At 59.9% G+C, this 21,353-nt stretch carries 17 protein-coding genes and 1 tRNA gene; 8 read left to right on the plus strand and 10 right to left on the minus strand.

Going from position 1 to position 21,353, the window contains the following annotated elements; all coding sequences use genetic code 11:
- The first annotated feature begins 386 nt into the window (after positions 1 to 386).
- The gene (locus C480_RS14770; protein ID WP_006666421.1) at positions 387 to 806 is read left to right on the plus strand and encodes a VOC family protein; all 420 of its coding nucleotides are present in this window, start codon (positions 387 to 389) and stop codon (positions 804 to 806) included.
- 773 nt (positions 807 to 1,579) lie between these two features.
- On the opposite strand, the gene C480_RS24920 is transcribed toward C480_RS14770, so the two are convergent.
- Complete coding sequence (locus tag C480_RS24920; protein WP_152424062.1) at positions 1,580 to 1,762, minus strand: hypothetical protein; 183 nt, start codon at positions 1,760 to 1,762, stop codon at positions 1,580 to 1,582.
- Between the two features lie 842 nt (positions 1,763 to 2,604).
- Between C480_RS24920 and C480_RS14775 the strand changes: the two genes are divergently transcribed.
- On the plus strand, positions 2,605 to 3,687 hold the full coding sequence (locus tag C480_RS14775; protein ID WP_006666423.1) for a tyrosine-type recombinase/integrase: 1,083 nt from the start codon (positions 2,605 to 2,607) through the stop codon (positions 3,685 to 3,687).
- Between the two features lie 70 nt (positions 3,688 to 3,757).
- Here the strand turns inward: C480_RS14775 and C480_RS22280 are convergent.
- Positions 3,758 to 4,785 (minus strand): IS630 family transposase gene (locus tag C480_RS22280; RefSeq protein WP_394296353.1). Its coding sequence is split into 2 segments (ribosomal slippage): positions 3,758 to 4,273 and positions 4,276 to 4,785, totalling 1,026 coding nucleotides; the frame shifts between segments, so codons are not numbered across the junction.
- A gap of 339 nt (positions 4,786 to 5,124) precedes the next feature.
- Here C480_RS22280 and C480_RS14790 point away from each other — a divergent pair.
- Positions 5,125 to 5,970 carry a hypothetical protein gene (locus C480_RS14790; protein ID WP_152424063.1) on the plus strand — a complete coding sequence of 282 codons (846 nt, stop codon included), beginning with the start codon at positions 5,125 to 5,127 and terminating at the stop codon, positions 5,968 to 5,970.
- On the plus strand, positions 5,970 to 6,584 hold the full coding sequence (locus C480_RS23080) for a hypothetical protein (RefSeq protein WP_006666427.1): 615 nt from the start codon (positions 5,970 to 5,972) through the stop codon (positions 6,582 to 6,584). The genes C480_RS14790 and C480_RS23080 overlap by 1 nt, the downstream gene beginning before the upstream one ends.
- Positions 6,585 to 6,776: 192 nt before the next feature.
- Here the strand turns inward: C480_RS23080 and C480_RS23085 are convergent.
- Both C480_RS23085 and C480_RS14800 read right to left on the minus strand, forming a co-directional pair.
- Positions 6,777 to 6,951, minus strand: a tRNA-Trp gene (locus C480_RS23085).
- 46 nt (positions 6,952 to 6,997) lie between these two features.
- The gene (locus C480_RS14800; protein ID WP_162832070.1) at positions 6,998 to 8,086 is read right to left on the minus strand and encodes a DUF5794 domain-containing protein; all 1,089 of its coding nucleotides are present in this window, start codon (positions 8,084 to 8,086) and stop codon (positions 6,998 to 7,000) included.
- 475 nt (positions 8,087 to 8,561) lie between these two features.
- On the opposite strand from C480_RS14800, the gene guaB reads away from it, so the two are divergent.
- Positions 8,562 to 10,064 carry an IMP dehydrogenase gene (gene guaB / locus C480_RS14805; protein ID WP_006666429.1) on the plus strand — a complete coding sequence of 501 codons (1,503 nt, stop codon included), beginning with the start codon at positions 8,562 to 8,564 and terminating at the stop codon, positions 10,062 to 10,064.
- Between the two features lie 3 nt (positions 10,065 to 10,067).
- On the opposite strand, the gene C480_RS14810 is transcribed toward guaB, so the two are convergent.
- Positions 10,068 to 10,553: a cupin domain-containing protein gene (locus tag C480_RS14810; RefSeq protein WP_006666430.1), complete on the minus strand. Its 486-nt coding sequence runs from the start codon at positions 10,551 to 10,553 to the stop codon at positions 10,068 to 10,070.
- 117 nt (positions 10,554 to 10,670) lie between these two features.
- Between C480_RS14810 and C480_RS14815 the strand changes: the two genes are divergently transcribed.
- The gene (locus C480_RS14815) at positions 10,671 to 11,159 is read left to right on the plus strand and encodes a fibrinogen-binding protein (protein ID WP_241433835.1); all 489 of its coding nucleotides are present in this window, start codon (positions 10,671 to 10,673) and stop codon (positions 11,157 to 11,159) included.
- A gap of 9 nt (positions 11,160 to 11,168) precedes the next feature.
- On the opposite strand, the gene C480_RS14820 is transcribed toward C480_RS14815, so the two are convergent.
- The 4 genes from C480_RS14820 to C480_RS14835 form a co-directional block, all read right to left on the minus strand.
- The gene (locus C480_RS14820; protein ID WP_006666432.1) at positions 11,169 to 13,013 is read right to left on the minus strand and encodes a YcaO-like family protein; all 1,845 of its coding nucleotides are present in this window, start codon (positions 13,011 to 13,013) and stop codon (positions 11,169 to 11,171) included.
- 49 nt (positions 13,014 to 13,062) lie between these two features.
- Positions 13,063 to 14,241, minus strand: a complete 1,179-nt coding sequence (locus tag C480_RS14825) for an SPFH domain-containing protein (RefSeq protein ID WP_049903745.1) — start codon at positions 14,239 to 14,241, stop codon at positions 13,063 to 13,065.
- 172 nt (positions 14,242 to 14,413) lie between these two features.
- Entirely contained in the window at positions 14,414 to 15,670 is a 1,257-nt protein-coding gene (gene grpE, locus C480_RS14830) for a nucleotide exchange factor GrpE (protein WP_006666434.1), read from the minus strand.
- Between the two features lie 208 nt (positions 15,671 to 15,878).
- On the minus strand, positions 15,879 to 16,361 hold the full coding sequence (locus C480_RS14835; RefSeq protein WP_006666435.1) for an SRPBCC family protein: 483 nt from the start codon (positions 16,359 to 16,361) through the stop codon (positions 15,879 to 15,881).
- Between the two features lie 107 nt (positions 16,362 to 16,468).
- On the opposite strand from C480_RS14835, the gene C480_RS14840 reads away from it, so the two are divergent.
- A complete protein-coding gene (locus tag C480_RS14840; RefSeq protein ID WP_049903747.1) occupies positions 16,469 to 18,127 on the plus strand; it encodes a DEAD/DEAH box helicase family protein in 1,659 nt (552 codons plus the stop codon).
- Positions 18,128 to 18,773: 646 nt separating this feature from the next.
- Here C480_RS14840 and C480_RS14850 read toward each other — a convergent pair.
- The gene (locus tag C480_RS14850; protein ID WP_006666438.1) at positions 18,774 to 19,661 is read right to left on the minus strand and encodes a mechanosensitive ion channel family protein; all 888 of its coding nucleotides are present in this window, start codon (positions 19,659 to 19,661) and stop codon (positions 18,774 to 18,776) included.
- Between the two features lie 102 nt (positions 19,662 to 19,763).
- Here C480_RS14850 and C480_RS14855 point away from each other — a divergent pair, with 102 nt between their 5' ends.
- Positions 19,764 to 21,344 carry a DUF790 family protein gene (locus C480_RS14855; protein WP_006666439.1) on the plus strand — a complete coding sequence of 527 codons (1,581 nt, stop codon included), beginning with the start codon at positions 19,764 to 19,766 and terminating at the stop codon, positions 21,342 to 21,344.
- Positions 21,345 to 21,353: the final 9 nt, after the last annotated feature.

Below are 21,353 nucleotides of genomic sequence, written 5' to 3' on the forward strand. Positions count from 1 at the left end.
TGCCAACAGATAATGTATTATACCCATCCGTTTCGAAGATCGATCCGGTCTCGTAGCCGATCCACTCCCCCCTACTGCGAGACTAGCATTCCAACACGTCTGCAACACGTGCATTTCGTCCGTCAGGGATGACCACCCTGACATCTTCCGCGATTGTTCTCTATAGTGGCGTTCCAAACCTGTACCGATGGGTGAAATCGCAACCGGTCGCCGGTTTCACCTAGCAGCCGGCGCTTTGAACGGTACTAGCTGAGCCGCACCCGTGACTGGCCTCCCGTCGACTCGCTACTCGGAGTGAAATCACCTTTCACCTGCAGAGAGCGCTCTATATCGTCCCAGAGCACCACCACTCTAGCGAGGCAACCCCTCTCTACGGAGGCCACAATATGACCCACGCACTCAGCTGGTTCGAAATCCCCAGTACCGACTTCGACAGAGCTGTCGAGTTCTATTCGACCGTTCTCGATCGCGATATCGACCTGTATTCCCCCGAAGAGGACGAAGCGGAAGCCCCCAGTGGTCGAGCCGGAATGTTCGACAGTGACGAGGGGGAAGTCGGCGGAATGATCATCGAAACCGACGAGTTCACGACCGACAACGGCGCGACGATTACGTACACGCCGACAGATACCGGGCTCGTCGTCTATCTGAACGTTAACGGCGACCTAGACGACGCGATCGACCGCGTTGAATCCGGTGGTGGAGACGTTCTAATCCCGAAAGAACCCATCCCCGAAATGAGCGGACACTACGCCGTAATCACCGATTCCGAAGGAAACCGGGTCGGGTTGCTATCCGACGAGTAACGCGCGAGAATTTGCGTCAGCGGCGTCATTTTTCTGACTCCAAAATCCGGCTCTCGGACCCCGTTCCCGACCCACACCGGACAAAGAACGAGCGCCTCAGTAACTGCAGTCATCCAGTCGAACTCGTCATCGTGTCCGCCACTGACCCACCGAACGCACTCGGCTCTTTCTATACTCGATCGTTCCGCAATCTATCACTTCCTTTGAGCACTCCCCCGTTCGGGATCACTCCAACACGGTCGTGTGTCTGCGCTTGCTCATCCCGCAGAGACACACTGTACGAACAGAATTCGCCTTAGAGACTTTTCGCCTCATCACTTCCGAGGCCCGAGTTCACTCGGGGGTCCGCCCGTGTCAGATCGGAACGCTGTCACACGAGAACGCTATATCTGCTGGCTGTCTACCAGCACTGAGTGTCATGGACGAAGACGACGAGTCCCGGAAAGTAGCAGCAGTCTGTGAAGCGTGTGGGTCCGCCTACGCTGCTGTCGAACGCGCAAACGGAGATCTGCACCCCGTGGGCCGGCCGGATGGGTGTTGTAGTGACTCCAAACTCCGCATTCTTTCGGACTCCTGCTCTGATGCAGACACCCGTGAGAGTTGGTGATCCGGCGGATTGTATCCAATTCCGTCTTTCGCGCTGCACTTCGGTGACGCGGGGTAGACAACTGAACTCGTCTTGGCGGTCGTCTGCCGGCGAATGAGCGCGACTCCAGTTGTGGGATTGCTCTAAAAACAGCGTACTGCAGAGCGGCGATCCATCTCTGATTGTTCTAGCAGAAGTATACCCAGAATTTGTGATCGGCCGGACACACGGCAGTCGTATAGTCCCCGTAGAGGGCCACGTACCGTCTGACTTCGAGTTCTACATCCTCGTCCGGGACCGAGACCATCGTTTCCTGCTCGCAGTGCGGACAAGAGATAGTCGCTAGCTTTCGGTTTGATGTTGCTGCCATCGTTATTTGTCCATCCTAGTCACCACATGTTCGGTACCATCGTGCCCGGTGTGTCCATGACGACTGTGAGATTTTCTTTGGATTGTGGAGTGGTGCATGACCGTCAACTCGATTTCGGTGCCTAGCGCTACGGATGACCGGAATATATAGTCACGTAGTGATGATCGGTCAGCTACTGACCGCTGTGCAGGCACCGAACGACGGTCACTAGTTGCAGCCAGTGCGCCACCCGTGGATAGTTCACAGGTCAACAGTGGCCCTATTCTCAACGTTCGTAAGCAGGGACAGATTTCCCGAGTAAAGCGTTCCGTAGTGTCAGCTAGGCGGATGATTTACTATACCGGGTGAAAGTAGAGATAATATTGCTATTTGCAGTATTATTTTCTATTTATAATAATATCTCGTATGCACACCTGTAATGAGCCTGCCAGCTCTATATGTGTGGTGATACCGTGCTATTTGTATGGGCAACCAAACAGAGAAAGAGCGAATTCTTGCACAGTGTAGTGAGTGCGAGACCGTCTATACATCTAAGCGGTACCCCGACGGTTCGATCATCCCCATTGGTCGGAAAATGGGGTGTCAGTGTGGCTCTACGTCGTTTATCGAACTAGATAGCGAGCTGAACACGAGTTCATAGCACCTCGGGTTGTCCCTCGACATGCGATCCACTTTGATCAGCAGGGATCTCCGTAGAGAACGCGAGAGAAGCTTCTCCAGGGCTTTTATTCCGAATTGTATCAGAGGGGTTTGAACCACGGTCGCAGCAAAGTTTCTCTCTGATTCAAATCCCCCTCCCGTGTCCAATACTCATCGCTCACGATGTTGTTCGCAGTGAGGATATGGGGTCGGAGGGATTTGAACCCCAATCCGACGAGAGAAGCGCCATACGTCCCGAATATGGCACTCTCGTCGGTGAACCGACTCTGATACCCGAGGGGTGCGCGAGGGAACTCTCCCCGAGGGCCATCACCTGGGTGTTGATCCGGTGGTCAGCTCACGTTCGGCGGTTCAGAGCGATACCAATGACACCGACCGTAACTCCGAAGCAAGCAGTAGAGGACTTCCTCGCGGAACGTGAGGGAGAAGTCAGCAAAGCTAGCCATCGAAACTACAAATACGCACTCAAGGAGCTACTACGGTTCTGCGAGAACCAAGGCATTGAGGAGGTCGGAGAGATCCACGGCTACCATCTGAAACAGTACAAGCTCCGACGGCGAGGACAGGGAATCAAGGAGGTCACGCTGAAAAACAATCTCTCGACCCTCCGGGTATTCCTTCGCTGGTGTGAGCAAGCAGAACTTCTCAAGCGTGGGACTGCCGAACTAGTCCAACTCCCGAAGCTCGATGAAGACGATCGAGTCAGTGACGATACGTTGTCGCAGGATCGAGTAGAAGATATTCTGGACTATTTCTACAAATTCGAGTACGCGCAACGACGGCACGCGATCTTCCAGCTCATGTGGCACGCCTGCCTCCGCATGGGAACAGTCGTTGCTATCGATCTCGAGGACTACCTCTCTACCCAGAAGCAGATTAAGATCCGCCATCGACCGGAGACTGGTACTCCACTGAAAAACGGCATTGAGGCGCAGCGGAAGATCAACATTGACGACTCAATGCGGGAAGTCCTTGATGACTACATCAAAGGTCATCGGCATAATATCGTCGAGGAAAGTGGCCGGGAACCGCTGTTCACCACTCGAAATCAGCGAGTCTCGCATACAGCATTACGGAAGAATATGTATGGGATTACCCGACCGTGCAAAGTCCACGGCGGTTGTCCACACAATCGAACCATTGAGGCGTGTGACGCTGCTGTGAGAAAGAAAGATTCGTCGAAATGCCCTTCCTCAATGAGTCCTCACCCTCTACGACGAGCAGCTATCACGTACCATCTGATACTCACGGACATAAATACGTAAAGACATCTGGAACTTTGATTCGGTTGAGTGCACAGAGAGCAGCATCACGAAGATCGTCAAGCGTCNATACTCACGGACATAAATACGTAAAGACATCTGGAACTTTGATTCGGTTGAGTGCACAGAGAGCAGCATCACGAAGATCGTCAAGCGTCTCGAACAGACGGTTCCCAAGTTCTTGATCGAGTTGTCTCCAGCACTCTTCCGCGGGGTTCAGCTCCGGTGAACCCCGCGGAAGGTAACACAGCTCGATCGGTGTGCCTTCAACGAATTCCTGCACTGCGTTCGCCGTGAAATACGAGGCGTTGTCCAAGACGACGCAGATTTTCTCGCCGAACTCTGTTTGGAGTGCGTCGAGTAACCGAATCGTTGTGTTGCTGTTGAAGTTCTCTGCACACGTCAGAAAGAAGGTCTCACCGCCGTCGCTGACTGCACCGAGCAACTTGATGCTATCCCACGCGCCCGTCACCGGGAGTGACGGGCGCTCTCCTTCCGGAAACCACGCATAGATTAGCGTCGAGAGAACCTGTCGCGTCTGATCGATCGTCAGGATCGTGTATTCGTCGTCCAGGTCGTTGCGCTTTTTTTGAAGCCTTCTTGCCAGGCTTCTTGGGCTCTCTCGTCGGATTTGTAGAACTCCGGCCGGGCTGTCTTCCAGGACAGCCCGGCCTCAGACATCAATCGTCGGACGTGGCGCTCACAGTACTCAACGTCAAATTCCTCGGAGAGATAGTGACGAGCTAGTGGAACAGACCACGCGGGCGCGTCTAGTCCAACTTCTTCGGGTGAGTCGTGAAGTACCTCAACGAACTGGTCGTGCTGTTCATCAGAGAGTTCGGCTGGTCTGCCTTCACGCGGATCGTCGTAGACGACTTGCTCGACCGGCTCATCAGCGAGCCGGTCGAGCCGGCCAACCCAACGAGACAGCCATGGACCGGTGTATCCGTACCGTTCAGCTACCTCTGCCATCGTCGCGTCGTCTTCTTCGAGGTAGTTGATCACCGCCATCAGCCGCTGTGTCGGCTTCTTGTCCTCGACCTCCGCGAGAGCGTCGCGGAGGTCGTCGAGGGTGGCGGCGTCAAGTGTAGCCANCGCCATCAGCCGCTGTGTCGGCTTCTTGTCCTCGACCTCCGCGAGAGCGTCGCGGAGGTCGTCGAGGGTGGCGGCGTCAAGTGTAGCCAGACCATAGAGTTACACTCCAGCCTAAAAAATATTCAGCCGACAGTATGAATCAAGAGTGGCCAAAAGAAAAACTGAGCGAACGGGCTAATGTGACAGTAGATATTTTGGATGAACACTATGACTCAAGAACAGAGCATGAACAGGCAGAGACAAGACGACAATACTTAGACAGCCTCTAACCAATCATTCATTCTGTTTTATATGTACTCATTTGGCCAATAGCCTTATATAATAACAGTAGTATTATACCTATAAATGTCTGATACAAAATTCTATTTTGCTAAATTCGGCATTTCAGGAACGCTTCCAGTTCAAGGGCAATACGATGTAGCTCGATCACATGAAGAGAGGAAACGTGATGTGTTAGAGCAGTACCTGCATCATGATGGTCCTGTTGTTACCTCTGAGAGTGGCAACTGGTATTTCGGACGTATTGACGAGCATAATGGGCTGATATATGGGAAGTTTGGGAAAACCTACTCTGACGAGCCAACCCGCTATGATGAAGAAGAAGGTGATTTTGTCGAGTTAGATGAAGAAACTACTGATGCTGATTATTCGATGTTCATTCTTGACTTTGAGAGACGAATCATCATATTCAGTTCCACCTATAGGGTTAGGAATAGTAACTTCATAACCAATATCCAAGACGGCTACAAGAACATCATAGGAGAAGCATCCGAACTAAGGCTCAGATTGCTTGAGAATGATGCAGACCTACAACACGTTCTTGAAGAGTATCCAATTTATGAAATTGATGCTGAACTCAGACCCACTAATCCTGGACCTGACCCTGCTTTTGAAGAGTTGGATGAATCCATGCAGGAAATGATGGTAGAAAGACTCGGTATTACTGCGGAGCAGTTCAATGGAGACGGTATCAACGTTCATGAAGACTTTATTCAACAAGTAACGAGCATGTCTATGTCTGAGTACGGGGAATCGTGGAGAGTGAAATATGGCGACGATGAGGTGCTTAAGGTAGTATCGTCTGAGTCTGAGCCAGCGACAACACAGATTGATGAGGAGATCGATGGACTTGGTGCGCTCAGAAACTACTCTCAAGAATTATTGCAAAACGCTATAGCATATCTTGACTAATGGTTACCTCTCGATCTTGGAAACGACTTAAAAAATACGGGATCAAAGAGATCCTTCTATCAAAATATCTCATACTACCATTAGTCATCACTATTGGGAGCTATTTTCTGATCTCTGATCTATTTTCCAACCCAGGAATGCGAAATTTTGTTAGTTCAGCCACAGGTGTCTCGCAATCACTTATTGCAGTCACACTTACTGGACTTGCTATTCTTGTCTCCTTTTCTGACAAGAAATTTCTGTCATTCCTAAGGAAGAACGATACTTTTGAGAAATTATTAGCTATATTTGAATATACAGTCACACTTGCTATTATTACATCGTTCTATGGTGTGTTCCTCCAGTCAGTTTCTTTTGAGAAATGGGTTTTCTTTATCTTCTTTTTCTTATTCATTCATCTTTTGGCATCCATAAGCGCCTTAGTATCAACGATCCTCCGGTTCTCAGAAACTAAAGCAAAATATGAAGGACTCAAGGATTTCGATGAGGGGAATATGTCTGAAGAAATGAAGGAAGATCTGGATCACATCAGAGATCAGATTAGTACTGAGAACAGTTCCTCATCAGAGAGTGTATCTGATGACGAGCCTGAGCTGGAAAAAGAGTCTTTATAGCAAACGTTAGACTCCATTGAGTGGGGTAGTTGAAACGATAGAAGTTTCACTTTCACCGACCATCATACAAGAGAACCGCCTTACAGAGCTGAACATCGTAACTGCTACGACTGAAAACTCAGAGAGAGTCTGGGGTGTTCTTTATAAGTAACACCCTCACGTATGCGGGTTAAGGATAAGTCGTTGCGGTAATGGGGTCGGAGGGATTTGAACCCCCGATCGACTGATATCTCCGGTGCGCCTCGGAACTCCAGAGGGTCATCACACGGACACTGATCAGGTGCCCGATCAGTATATCAGTCTGGAGTGTCGTCCCGGGCGCGGTGCCTCTGGAGTCAGTCGCCATCCCTGGCTTGGCCACGACCCCTCGATATCCCGTTGGGGGATAGTGCCTAAAGTGGTTTCGATTCGGACTACAGCCACGGGGCGCGGCCCTCGGTTTCGGTCGTATCGTCGCTCGGATAGGGGCCATCGTCCGCGTCCGACGCTGCATCCGCTTGTTCCTCCTCGTGTTCAACACCGCCGTCCGTCTCAGAGACACCGTGGTGCTTGCGATCTCCCTCGCGGCTGGTAGTATCCCCGCCATCAGAGAGTGGACCGGTGCCGACAGCGGGAACGAACGAGGCAGCCGTTCGCGCCGCCGATGATCCGCCTGATTCCGTTGCGTTCACCGGCAGCGATTCTGACGCAGCCGTCGCCGAGGGAACGGACGGAGTCTCGTCATCCGATCCGCGCTGGTTCGTGATCGTCGAACTCGCCGAGGCAGTCTCGTCGCTATCGAACGGAATATCGATCGCGAAGACGGCCGCAACGACGAGGGCAGCCAGTGGGGCCTGTCCGAAGCCCATCCCGACCAGGGACAGTGGCAACAGCCCGAGTGCAACGGCGCTGCCGAAGCGGAAGCGATCGATGTCCATGTACTCGCGCAGATAGGGGCCGCTGATTGCGATGGCGAGTGCAAATGCAACCCCGGTCACGGCTGCCAACGTGGCGTTGGCCACGAGTGCCGGATCGTTCATGAGTGCAAGCGTGACACCGCTTGGGTCGATACTCGCGACCATCCCTAGACCGATAATAACGCCAGGGCTTGGCAGGTATTCGCCGATCGTTGCGCTTGCCGTCTTCGCTGCGATTGCGAGGATGACGACGGCGGCGAACCGCTCGATAATCGCCTCGTGAAGCAGACTTCCGATTGCGGGAGCGAGCGCAGCCTGGACGGCGGCAAGCAGTATTAGCGGAATACCGACGAGCAAGACGATCGCGACCTGCTCGCGCGGGGTGCCGGTCATCTCGGCGAGCATGACGGCGACGGTGGCACTGCCACCGAAGATCAGCAGGCCGGTCTGGATGGCACTCGAAGGACTATCGATTGCACCGGCGAGGATAAGCGCCGGGAAGACGCCATCGACCAGCGGGAGCATCATCACCAGCGCTAACAGTCGAGCGTCACCCCCTACTAATCGCTCGAGACGAAGGGCAACCGGGTGCTGGGACGTACTCATCGTTCAGGGACGATGGCCATGACCCGAGGCCAGTGGGTGATGTGATAACCGGCTCCGCACGGACTGGACTCCATCACACCAGTTTGCCAGGGCGGACCGATTCGGCCACTGCGCCCGGCGAATGCCTCGTGCTGTGAGTTTGAGTGAAATTGTAAATTTCCCGAACATATTTTTCGCGGCGGAGACGGCGGTCGTCCGGCCAACGGTTCGGGTCTCGCTGGAACTCACAGCGTTCATACACGAGTGGAATACCGGCCCGTCAATAAACGTTGCGTGAGATACGGTTACACAACTCGGCATACTTTTGCCGTCGACGGCCATATCCTGACGAAGGTGCACTAATCTGATCGATCGGTTCCAACTCTCAACCTGACCGGCGTATCGGTGGACGGGACGAGTTCAGCTATCCCGTCAGCGATTCTCACTCCGGTTCCCATCTCGCAACGCTTTTTGCCCGGGCGTTCGGACAGTTTACATGGCGAACGACGTTCCAGAGCACGAGCCGTATTCTTCGAAACTCCAGGTACCAGAAGCGCTTACGTTCGACGACGTCCTCCTTCGACCGAAGGAGAGCCGTGTCGAACCGGACGACGCGGATCTCACGTCGAACGTCTCGAAAACCGTCGAGGTCTCCGTTCCGATCCTGTCGGCGGCGATGGACACCGTCACCGAGAGCGACATGGCCATCGCGATGGCTCGCCACGGCGGCCTCGGCGTCCTTCATCGAAACATGAACGTCGACGAGATGGTCGACGAGATCGAACGCGTCAAGCGCGCCGACGAACTCGTTATTCCCTTCGACTCGGTCGTCACTGCCGACCCGGAAATGTCGGTCCGCGAGGTTGACGACCTGATGGCCCGAGAGGGCGTCGGCGGCGCACCGGTCGTCAACACCAACGGCGAAGTCCTTGGGATCATCTCGAGTACCGACATCCGGCCGCACCTCGAGGTCAACGAGGACGACCCCGTCACGGAGGCGATGACCGACGAGGTCATCACGGCCCCCGAAGACATCGACGCCCGCGAGGCGTTCGACCTGATGTACGAACACAAGATCGAGCGCGTCCCCGTCGTCGACGACGAGAACCTGCTGGTCGGACTCGTCACGATGCAGGGCATTCTCCAGCGCCGCGAGTACAAGGAAGCCGTCCGCGACGAGGACGGCCGCCTCCGCTGTGGCGTCGCCGTCAGCCCGTTCGAACGGGACCGCGCCGAGGCCGCGGACGAGGCCGGCGCGGACGTGCTCTTTATCGACACCGCACACGCGCACAACATGAACGTCATCGACGGCGCTCGCGAGATCAAAGAGCGCGTCGACGCCGATGTCGTCGTCGGCAACGTCGGGACCCGAGAGGCCGCCGCTGAACTCGTCGACTTTGCGGACGGAATCAAGGTCGGCATCGGCCCCGGATCGATCTGTACGACTCGCGTCGTCTCCGGCTCCGGGATGCCACAGATCACGGCCGTCGCCCAGGTAGCCGACGTTGCCAACGAACACGACGTTCCCGTCATTGCGGATGGTGGCATTCGCTATTCCGGCGACGCGATCAAAGCGGTCGCAGCCGGTGCCGACGCCGTCATGCTCGGCTCGTATTTCGCCGGGACCGACGAGGCACCCGGTCGCGTCGTCACGATGAACGGCAAGAAGTACAAACAGTATCGCGGCATGGGTAGCGTCGGTGCGATGAAATCCGGCGACAGCGACCGCTACCTCAAGGAAGAACCCGACGAAGACGACGAGTACGTTCCCGAAGGCGTCGAGGCGGCGACACCGTATAAGGGCTCGCTCCAGTCCGAACTCCACCAGCTCGCAGGCGGAATGCAGTCCGGCATGGGTTACGTCGGTGCAGAGACGATCCCGGCGTTCAAGGAGCGATCAGAGTTCGTCCGCGTCTCTTCGGCAGGGCAGGCGGAGAGCCACGCCCACGACGTGGTGATTACGGACGAAGCACCGAACTACTCGCCGGACGATAGCTAGTCGCTAACTGAGGACGAACGAGTTCCCACACTCGGTGCAGGTGAGTCGAAACTGGCCGTCATCGGTGAGTTCGAGGCCGTGGCCCCGTTCGGTTTCGCACTCCTGGCAGTAGACGAGCGATTCGATCTGGTCCCAGTCGTGTTGTGAGCCCGGGGCACCGAACGCGAAGCCGACGACGGGTTCGTCAGCGTCTTCGGGGTTGTACCCCTGCTGGAAGTCGCCGGGGGCGAATCGGATCACCTCGCCCGCATCGACGGTGGCGGTCCCGTTTTCCGTGTCGAACGCCGCCGTCCCCGACTGGATGTAGAAGACTTCCTCCTGATCGTGGTGGGTGTGAAAGCCGCCCGAGAAGGACTCGCCGGGCTCGAGTTCGAAGTAGTTCATCGCGAAGTCCGACAGACCGAGCGCCTGTGAGATCGGTCGCCGGACGGAGTGGACGGCCATCGGATTCGGCTGGTTTTCGACCTCGTCGATCGTGACGCGTTCCATACGCGGGTGTTCACGGAGATCAACATAAATCCCAGTGGCAAGTTTTCGAGAGACGTGCTGTTGTATACCCGACGACGAAGAGTAACGCCTACAGGTATCGGCTCCAGATGAAGAATTGTGAACCGCCGTACGGTCATCCAGTCTGCTGGTGTGGGTGCCCTCGTTGGACTTTCGGGCTGTATCGAGGGCGTCCAGGAGCATTTCATGGGGAGCGTGCAGGGCGTGATCCCGATGGAGATCCACAGCGAGGCGAGTCGCTCTTATAACATCCAGATTCAGGCATACGAACGGAAAACAAACCGACAGACCTACGATCATAGTTTCGCCGTCACGCCGGGCGAAAACGTCCAGCCGGAGCACCTAAGCGCCGTCAACCAGAGCCTTCAAATCGTAAAACACGGCGAGGAGGATGGCCAGGAGACGGTTCGAGAGGTCTCTATTTCGGGCGAAACTGAGCTGGTTTTGGTCACGATCACCGACGACGATCTGGAGATAGAGGCCCGTTATGACGAGACTGAGACGGGTGTTCCGAATAGCAATAACACGACAAACGAGACAGCTACCAACGAGACACCGAACGAAACGACCAACGAAACGGACGAGTGACGCCGCTGCTCAGGGATACGGGTGAAATTCCCGGTCGAGTCGAGCGTCGAATCCGAGTGTCGCCGGCACGTGCTGCGCTCGCTCGCCGAAAAACGGCTCGCCGGTAAACAGCGGCTGTGCGCCGGGAACGACGACTCTAACGACCTCGAAGCCGGCAGCTTCGACGTCCCGCGTCGTCAGGCGGGCGGCGTAGGGAGTCAGGTCGGCGTCGCACACTCGCTCGATGACTGCCTCGAGTTCAGCGAGGTTCCCTTCGCCTTCACCCTCGCCCTTGCTCTCCTCACGGTTTCCGCTCGAAAGCACCCCGGGATCGGGACCAACGCCGGCGGCCGGCACCGTTTGCTCGACATCGACGAACGAGCGGACCGCCTCGGGGAACGTGCCGTACTCGCCAATCGCACCGGACGCCTCGCTCGCTTCCTCGGGGCCGAGACTTCGCAGTTCCATCCAGTTCTGAAGTGCCTCTTCGAGCGCCGAGACAGCGGCAGCCGTCGCGTCGAGGGCGGCCGCGGAGCCGACGGCGAACGCCGGCCATGCGTCGTTACCGCCGCTGTCGCCACCGTCATCACCGCGGGTTATCGTGCCGACAGCCGCCGGCTCTCGGTGGACGGCGACCGAGACGACCGGGACATCGATATCCTGCGTGACGAGCAGCGGCGTCACGGTGAGCCCCTCGCTTCGTGCGCGCCGCGAGAGGACATCGAACGTCGGGTCCTCGACGGACAACCCGAGCGGTTCGAACGTCGAATACCACGCGAGCATCGTCGCGTCACGTTCGATAACCTCCGTCAACCCCGACAGCAGTGCATCGGTCGTCGAGGACCCGAGCCCGAGCCCGGTCGTAATCGCGGGCACGAGTTCGTCGCCGGGCGGGGGGAACTGCACCGCCGCTGCGGGTAGGTGAACCGAGTCGCCGGTCGCGAGGTTCTCGCCGGGGACCCAGCGACGGGATGCCGTCGCATCGTATTCGGGCGCGTCGGCCGGCCGCACGAGTTCGGTCGGCGACACGGTGGTGTCGAGGTCGTCCTCGCTCGCGTGGACGAACTCGTCGTCCCGGTAGACGCCGGCGCAGTACCGTTCCAGTCCCTCGCCGACGGCTTTCATCAGCGCGGCGTTCCAGTCGTCGGCCACCCCGGCGGCCTGGGTCGGCGCGCTGGCGTCGCTGAACTCGCGCGTCTCCGAACTCGTGGCGAGGTAATAGGGTGCGGGGAACGAGTCGGCCTCGCCGATAGATTCGATGATCCCGACGCGTTCGTCGATTGCTTGCTCCGCGTGTTCGACGGCCGCGTCGAGTTCGAGCGAGTCGTCGTCTCGGGAGAGGGTCCGGTCGCGCTCGCTCGACGCGCAGGCACAACCGGGGACGGGAAGCACTCGGCGTCGGACGTGCGGAAGTTCGATCGCGTGGCCGATCACGGACTGTTCGGCACCCGAAAAGACGCGAACGCACTCCCTGCCCGCGAGGGCACCGGCAAAGCGGGCCGTCGAACGGTCGGTGCGTGGCTGGCCGGCGTTTCTGTCCCGGTCGAGCGCCGCGCCGACGCGCGTTCGGAGGCAGTCGTAACAGCCGACGCCCGGGCCGGCTGCGGGGGCAAACCCGGAGACGGCAGCATCGACTTCCGGGAGCGGGTGGCCACCGATACCACCGATTTCGACGGCGATCCACGGGGTGTCACCGGAGCGAGCCGCCTCGTTCGCCCGCTCGAACGTCCGTGCGCCGGCAACGTCACTGACAATGGCGAATCGAGCGTCGGCCAGGTCCGCCGGGGCGGCGTCCTCGACGGTAACGTCGACATCGTCGAGTGCAGCGACGAGCGCCGCACGAACTGGATCGTCGGCGACGACGTGTACGTGCATACCCGAACCTCACAGGCGGCGGGCAAAAATGTCGTGTTCGAGTCGCTCGCTACTGCTCCGTATCAGACTCCGCGTTAGAGACCGATTCTTGGCGCGTCTCCGCAATGTCGATGACATCTCCCGATTCCCCGCCCATATCCTCGCCTTCCTGAATCGCCTGCGCTTCCTGTTCCATCGCTTCGATATCCATCTCCGTCTCCTCGATTTCGCCGATGATCTCGCTGATATCGTCCAGGCCGATCAGTTCGCGGGTCTCCTCGTCGAATCCGAGGCTCTCGAGTTCAGTGCCGTCTTCCCTGACGTCGCTGCCTGAGAGGTGCTTGCCGTAGCGCCCGAGCATCGAGGAGAGTTCCTGCGGGAGGACGAACGTCGTGGACTCACCCTGGCCGATATCGGCGAGCGTGTCCATGCCTTTGTCGATGACGGCGCGTTCGCCCATGGATTCGGCCGAGCGAGCGCGCAGGACGGTCGAGATGGCGTCACCCTGCGCTTCGAGGATCTGGCTCTGTTTTTCACCCTGTGCGCGGATGATGTTCGACTGTTTGTCCCCTTCGGCCGTCTCGACGGCGCTGCGGCGTTCGCCCTGGGCTTCGAGGATCATGGCGCGGCGTTTGCGCTCGGCGGAGGTCTGTTGTTCCATCGCGCGTTGGACGTCCGGCGACGGATTGACCTCGCGGACTTCGACGGACTCGACACGGATACCCCACTCGTCGGTGGGTTCGTCGAGTTCCTGCCGAATGCGCTCGTTAATCAGTTCGCGGCGGGACAGCGTGTCGTCGAGTTCCATGTCGCCGAGCACGGCGCGCAGGGTGGTCTGGGCGAGATTCGAGACGGCGTTTTTGTAGTCGTCGACTTCGAGGAAGGCCCGGGTCGCGTCCATGACGCGGATGTAGACGACGGCGTCGGCGGTGACGGGTGAGTTGTCCCGGGTGATCGCCTCCTGGCTGGGAACGTCGATCGTCTGTGTTCGCATGTCGAAGGTGTAGACACGCGAGACGAACGGCGGCACGATGTTGAGTCCCGGCTCCAGAAGCTTGCGATACTCGCCGAAAACGGTGAGTGCGGCCCTGTTGTACGCGTCGACGATCTCGACCATCGACCAGACGGTGACCACCACAACTGCGAGGACGAGCGCCCCGGCGATGAGGAGTGGATCGTCGAGTTGCACCTGCAGCGGTAGCTGTAATTGCAGGCTTTGAGACAGGGTACCGTATGACAGTGTCTCCATCAGGAATACTAGGACCGCCGGGCGAATAACTCTTGGTGTCGGGCTGTCAGCACAGCGTCCCGTGTTTGCCCTGGTCCCGAATCGCGTCCATCGTCGACTATCACGTCACCAACAGATTCTGCGCCGCGTTCTCGGTTCCTCACAGCAGGGGTACTTCTGACGCTCCTGTCAGCTACTCGCTCTCGGACACACTCGCATCTTCGCTGCCAGCGCCGTCGTCCGCGCCCGCCTCTGCAGTTGCAGCCGCTCCTGATTCGTCGGCCGCAGTGTCTGTAGCAGTGTCTGCAGCGGCTGCAGTCGACTCACCGGATCCATCCGTGTCTTCACCGCCGGTGTCGCCAGCACCGTCGCTGTCGTCGTTCTCCTCACTGCCGGCACTCTCACCTGCGAGTTCACCGTTCGACACCGTCACCTGCGCATTCTGGATGACTTTGTCGCCCATCTCGTAGCCGGGGGTGTAGACGTCCGCGACCGTTCCCTCGGGCTGTTCGCTGTCGACTTGCATCATCACTTCGTGGCGCTGCGGATCCGTCGCGGTGCCCGGGTCGGGATCGATCTCGGTCACGTTCTCGTCTTCGAGAATGCGATCGAACTCGCGCAGCGTCATTTCGACGCCGTCTCGAAGGCCGTCCACGTCGTCGCTGCCCTCCTCGAGTGCGCGTTTCAGGTTGTCGCGGACGCCGATGAGGCGCTCGACGAGGTCCTCGGTCGCGCGGTCTTTGATCTGGTCCTGGCGTTTCTTCGCGCGCTTCTTGTAGTTCTGGAAGTCGGCCTGTTTGCGCTTGAGTCGTCCCTTCAGATCCTCGATCTCCGCCTCGTACTCCTCGAGTTGCGCTTCGTTCTCCGCCAGCGTCTCCTCGCGCGCCTCGAGTTCGTCCTGCAGGTCGCCGATCGTTTCGGCCTGGGCCTCGACGCGTTCGGTGAGATCCTCGAGTTCGGCGCGCTGGTGGTCGACGGTGGTCGAGAGGTCGCGGGCGTGTTCGACGACGGCGGTGACGGTCTGGGCGAGATCGTCGTCGTAGGCGGTGACGCGGTCGATGAGTTGCTGGACGTCGGACGGTGGGTCTGTGGAGCCGTCCGATTCGACCGATTGGGTCGATTGGGTCGATTCGGATGATGCGGACGTGTCTGCGGTCGTCGCTGACTGGCTCACTTCCGACTCGGTCGTCTCGTCTGCATCGGCTGGGGCGTCGGTCTCGTTCGTTGGCTCTGATTCCGATTCCGATCCCGATTCGGTCGCGTCGGTCGTGTCGTCCGTCCGATCCGACGCGGCGAAAGCGTCCGCCGCGGTCGATTCCGCCGGCGATTCGGCGTCGGATTCCGAGTCCTCGACAGCGGACGCAACGTCGGCGTCGGCCGTCGTCTCGGAGGATTCCTCGTCGGACGGGACACCCTGGGCTGGCGTGTTCGTGCCCTCGTCTTCGCTCATGTTCAGGTCAACGAACAGCGATACTAAAAGGGTTGAGGTAGCCGCTTGCGTCGCCACCGCTGCACCGTACGTCGTCGTACTGCCCGCTGTCGGAGGCAAGAGACCGTCTCGCGGCTGACAATCCCCTCAGTAGTGGGTCGGACGTGAACCGAGGATCACACGGGATCACCAGTCGACTCCTCGCTGAACTCGCGCAAACGACAGTGCGTTATTCGGCGAGCAACGTACGAGTTCGGCGATGGCGATACCGGAGGAATCCCGCGAGAAACGGCGTCATCACGGGGAGGTCTCCCGCGGTCGGCACGCAGTACGTTATCCGATCGTGGAGAACGGTGTCGCCGTCGAGCGCCACGAACTGGTGAGTGTGTCGCCAGGTCTCGAACGGGCCGCGGTCGCCGACCTGAGCGTCGACGAATCTCGCGCGGTCGTCGCTCACCTCGCGGTCGGTGATCGCAACGACCCACTCGCGTTCCGGAAGGAAACCGTAATTGAACGGCTGAATCGTCAGGTGGACTTCCGTCCCGACGCGGAACTCGTCCGGGGCGACCGTTCCGTCCGGCCCGACGACCCGAGACACGCGGCCACCGAGCCATTCGGGTGTCAGTGCCTCTAATCCCTCGATAGCGTCGTAAAACGACCACACGGTCGCGAAATCGGCGGGAACGACGGAGGTGTGTTGGTACGTCGGCATACCACACCTCGTCTCCGCACCCACATTATCCCGCGTGTCGAAGCACCCCTGCTGGCCCGCGTGTCGACTCCGGTCCCCGCGCGACGGCGTCGCCCATCCAACAGTATATGTGTCTCTCTCCCCGACCATCGACCGTGACGCGGACCTCGGACACGCCGCCCGTCGAACTCCACTACGAGGACGGAACGGTTCGGCTTCCGGAACTCGATCCCGCGACCGCCGAGTCGCTCCGACGCACCGTCCCCGACAGCGAACTCGAGCGCGATCCTCGAACGGACGGCTGGCGCGCGCCAGCGTTCCGGTACGCCGCGCTTCGTCGCGGGCTCGCTGCGCTCGAAAGCGACTCCGAAGCGAACTCTGCCGTCGCGATCGATGATCGCGTTCTCGACCTGCCTGCGCTTTCGGCCTCGAGTTCGAGCTCGGACTCAGATTCGGCTTCGGCTTCGGATCCCGTCCTGCACTCGGCCTACGAACTCCGCGCGTACCAGCGCGAGGCGCTCACCGACTGGCTCGACACCGACCGGTGGGCCGACGTGCCAGCCCCGGGCGACGACGGCCCGCTCGCCCGCGCTCGCGCCCCCGCCGGCATCCTCGAACTCCCCACCGGCAGCGGGAAAACCGTCATCGCACTCGCAGCTATCGAACGGCTGGCCGTCCCGACTCTCGTCGTCGTCCCGACGATCGACCTGCTCGAACAGTGGGAACGCGAACTCGAGCGCGAGTTCAACTGTCCGATCGGTCGCTTCGGCGGGGGCGAACAGCGACTGGAACCGATCACGGTATCGACGTACGACTCGGCGTACCTCAAGGCCGATGCGGTCGGCGACCGGTTCGGATTCGTCGTCTTCGACGAGGTCCACCACCTCGGCGGCGAAGGGTACCGCGAAATCGCCCGCCTGCTCGCCGCACCCGCCCGACTCGGGCTCACCGCGACGTTCGAACGGCCGGACGAGGCCCACGAGATCGTCGCCGAAATCGTCGGCCCGCTCGTCCACCGCGTCGCAGTCGACGAACTGGCGGGCGACCACCTGGCCGCCTACGACCTCAAGCGACTCGAGGTGTCGCTCACGCCGGCCGAACGAGCGGCGTACGACGAAAAACAGCAGGTCTTCGCCGACTATCTCGCTCGATCGAATATCCGGATGCAAAGCGGCTCGGACTATCGAGAACTCGTCAAGCGCTCGGGGAACGATCCCGACGCACGGGAGGCGCTGCTCGCCCGCCAGCGCGCCCGCGAGATCGCCCGCGGCAGCGAGGCCAAACTCGACGCGCTGCAGGACATCCTCGACGACCACCGCGACGACCGGATCATCATCTTCACCGCCTACAACGACCTGGCCTACGACGTGAGCGAGCGCTTTCTCGTCCCGACGATCACGCACCAGACCGGGGCGGCGGAGCGACGCGAGATCCTGGACCGTTTTCGCGATGGGACGTACTCCCGGATCGCGACGTCGAACGTGTTAGACGAGGGCGTGGACGTGCCGGACGCCAACGTCGCCGTCGTCCTCTCGGGCAGCGGCAGCGAGCGCGAGTTCACCCAGCGACTGGGGCGGGTACTCAGGCCGAAATCGGGCGGTGAACTCGGGGCGGATGGGGTCGTCGACGCATCCGTATTCGAATCCGAAGACGAGGGCGACACTGAGAAGACGAAAAGGAACGAGGAGAAAGACGAAATCGCCGCGGCCCGCGCCGGACGGGCGATCCTCTACGAGGTCGTGAGCGCGGAAACGTCGGAGGAGAACACCGCCGAACGGCGATCGTAACGGCCCGCGGAGTCGCAATTTAGCTTCGAATCGACCGCTGAGCCCCTATTCAGCGGTGTGTTGTGGGTGCGGTGTTACTCGCCCTCGATGACGATTTCCTGATCGAGCGTCGGTTCGTACCAGAGATCCATGTGCTGAGAGAGCGGTCCTAACACGGCGTACGACGCCGGCCACGGAAACTCCTGCTCCTCCTCGGCAACGGCGTCGAGTTCAATGTGAAGTAGGCGGGAACGGTGTGGATCGGAATCTCCTCGTTTGCCGTTTTACCGTCCAGTTCGAGCGTTTCCTCGTGAAACTACGTCTCCTGTTCATTTCCGACCTTGATTCTGAACTCGTGTGCGTCTCGCGAGCCGTTGTCCACGCCGAACGAATACGGTTCCTGTTCGTCGCTGGAAACGTCATCCGAACAGCCTGCAGCGAGAGCGACCAGCGCGGTTTCGGACGCGGCAAGCAGCGATCGTTAATTCACACTGACATTAACTAGGCAGACAGATATCACTTCTTCGGTAAACGGTTACCCCGAACTAGAGGTGGCAGTGACACAACACCGGCGTCAGTACCGGACCTGCGCTTGACGAGAGGGGTAACTTTCAGCTCCGATACAGCGGAGTGAGGTGGTTGCTCTCGGTTTCCGCGCGAGACGAGCCTACGCAGAGTTCGTCCCAGTACGCTCGTCGATCCCGACTTCGCCCACGAGTTCGGCGTGCGGATACGGCATATCGATTCCCTCGGCGTCGAAGCGTTCCTTGACGGCTTCGACGAACGCGGTTCGCGCGGCCGGCGGTCGATGCTCGATCGGGTCGATCCAGAGGCGGCCGGAAAGAACGACCGACGAATCGCCGAGATCGGTGACTGCCACCGACGGCGCAGGGTCCGTGAGCGCGCCCGGAACGCGCTCGGCTTCGTCGATGATGGCCGCTCGTGCCCGCTCGATGTCATCGTCGTAGCTGATGCCGAACTCGTAGGACACTCGGAGCAAGCCGTTTCGCGTCGAGTTGACGAGCACCGAGTTCGCGAGTTCTGAGTTGGGGACCGTCACGAGTTCGTTGTCGAGCGTTTCGAGGCGCGTGACGCGCAGTTGGATGTCACGGACGATACCCCGGTTGTCGTTCCACTCGATGGTGTCGCCGACGGTGAACGGTTCGTCCTTGACGATGAAGATGCCGGCGACGAAGTTCGCGATCAGGTCCTGGGCCGCGAATCCGACGGCGAGGACGACGGCACCGCCGAGCGCCGAGAGGCCGACGAGAACCATTCCGAAGCCGGCGATGGTGGCGGCGAGTGCGATCGCGCCGAGCAACACGAGCGCGGAGACGATGCTTCGTGCGAGCGAGATGAGTCCCTGATTGAACCCTCTGCGTTCGAGCGCTCGTTCAGTGAGACCGATGACGACGGATTTGCCGAGCCAGTAGAGAACCGCGAACGAGACGAGGAACAGCCCGGCGATCGTCACGCCGTCGATAATCGCCGGTATGACGTCTGTAAGCGTCGGGACGGCTTCGTCCGAAGTCCCCTGCAGTTGGAGTGCGTTCACAGGTCAACGGTGGAACGTCCCCTAAAGATTCTTTCCAAGTTCGTCGGACGAGGTCGCGGCAGCCGCGCCACTTTTGGTATCGTCGCCCGGAACAACACTTAGATGCTGACGAAGGACCTGTTGCGCGTCTCCCGCGCCGGCGGCGGTTTCCATCCGCAGTTCGCGACGCGCGAGCACCGCCCGCTCGCCGCCCGCGTCATCGGCACCTATCAGGGCCACGTCGGCGAGCGGCGGGCGACACTCGAGTCGGCTCTGACGGACCTCGAGCGCGATGCGGACGACTTCAAACTCGTCCGCGGCCTGTCGGCGCTCGTCGAGCGCGAGTCGACGTTCGAAACCGACGCCGCGATCGACCCCGAACGCGCCCGCAAAGCCGTCTTCGAGGCCGCCGAGTCCGTCGGCGTCGTGGATCGGGACGAACGCGCGATGGCGCTCATCCGCGCCGGCGAGTCGCTCTCGCTCTCGGCGGACGAACTCGAGCACGCGCTGTACGCCGACCTCGACGATCGGCAGGTCCTCGTATCGGTCGAGCCCCGCTGGGACCCGGACGGCCTGCTCGCCCAGTACAATCTCTCGCTGGCTCAGACGGCGCTGTTCGACGCGACCGAGGTGCGCGTGCGCTCGAACGATCCGAAGGCGCTGGTGTCGGCGGTAAAGCGGCTGCGGCTGATGTACGAGATTTCCAATCCAGGCGCGGAAGCCGGCGCGACGGGGACCATTGCGAGTAACCGCGAGATCGTCATCACCGGCCCGACGCACCTCTTCCGGGCAACCCGGCGGTACGGCACCCGCTTCGCGCGGCTCCTGCGAACGATCGCGAAGGCCGACGAGTGGCACCTCGAAGCCACCATCGACGACCGCGGCACCGAGCGGACGCTTTCGCTCTCCCACGAAGACCCCGTGGGCGTCCCCGACGCCGAGCCGGTCGCCGACGTGACCTTCGATAGCAGCGTCGAGGCCGACTTCGCCGCCCGCTTCTCACGGGTCGGCCTCGATTGGGATCTCGTGCGCGAACCCGAGCCCCTCGCGACGGGGACGCGGGTGATGATCCCCGACTTCGCGTTCGACTATCGTCCCGCGGGCAGCACCCGTAGGGACCCGTCGAACGCGGGAGACGGAAGCCGCGGGAACTTCCGTGTCTATTTCGAGATCATGGGTTTTTGGACGCCCGAATACGTCGAGAAGAAGCTCTCCCAACTCGAGACCCTGGAGGATGTCGCCCTCCTCGTCGCCGTCGACGAATCGCTCGGCGTCGGCGAGGAAATCGAGACGCGAGACCACCGGGCGATCCCCTATTCGGGTACCGTTCGCCTCAAGGATATCGTCGACGTGCTCCGAGAGTACGAAACGGATCTCGTGCGCGAGAGCGCGGCCGACCTACCGGACGAGTTCACGCCCGACGCAGACGTGATCGAACTCGAAACCCTGGCAGCGCGTTACGGCGTCAGCACGGACGCGCTCGCCGACAAGCGCTATCCGGACCACGAGTTCGTCGGGCGAACGCTCGTCAGGCCCGCGGTGCTCGATGCACTTCGCGGAGAGATCGAGGCAGGCATGGAACTCGCCGAGGTCGAGTCGATACTCGGGGAGCGCGATATTTCGGACGCGAGCGCGGCACTTTCTGCGCTCGGCTATCGGGTCGAGTGGGAGGGGTTACGCGGCGGCACCGTCGTCGAGCGCTGAGGTGAACGG

The organism is Natrialba aegyptia DSM 13077, assembly GCF_000337535.1.
In the GTDB taxonomy this organism is placed as follows: Archaea; Halobacteriota; Halobacteria; order Halobacteriales; family Natrialbaceae; genus Natrialba; species Natrialba aegyptia.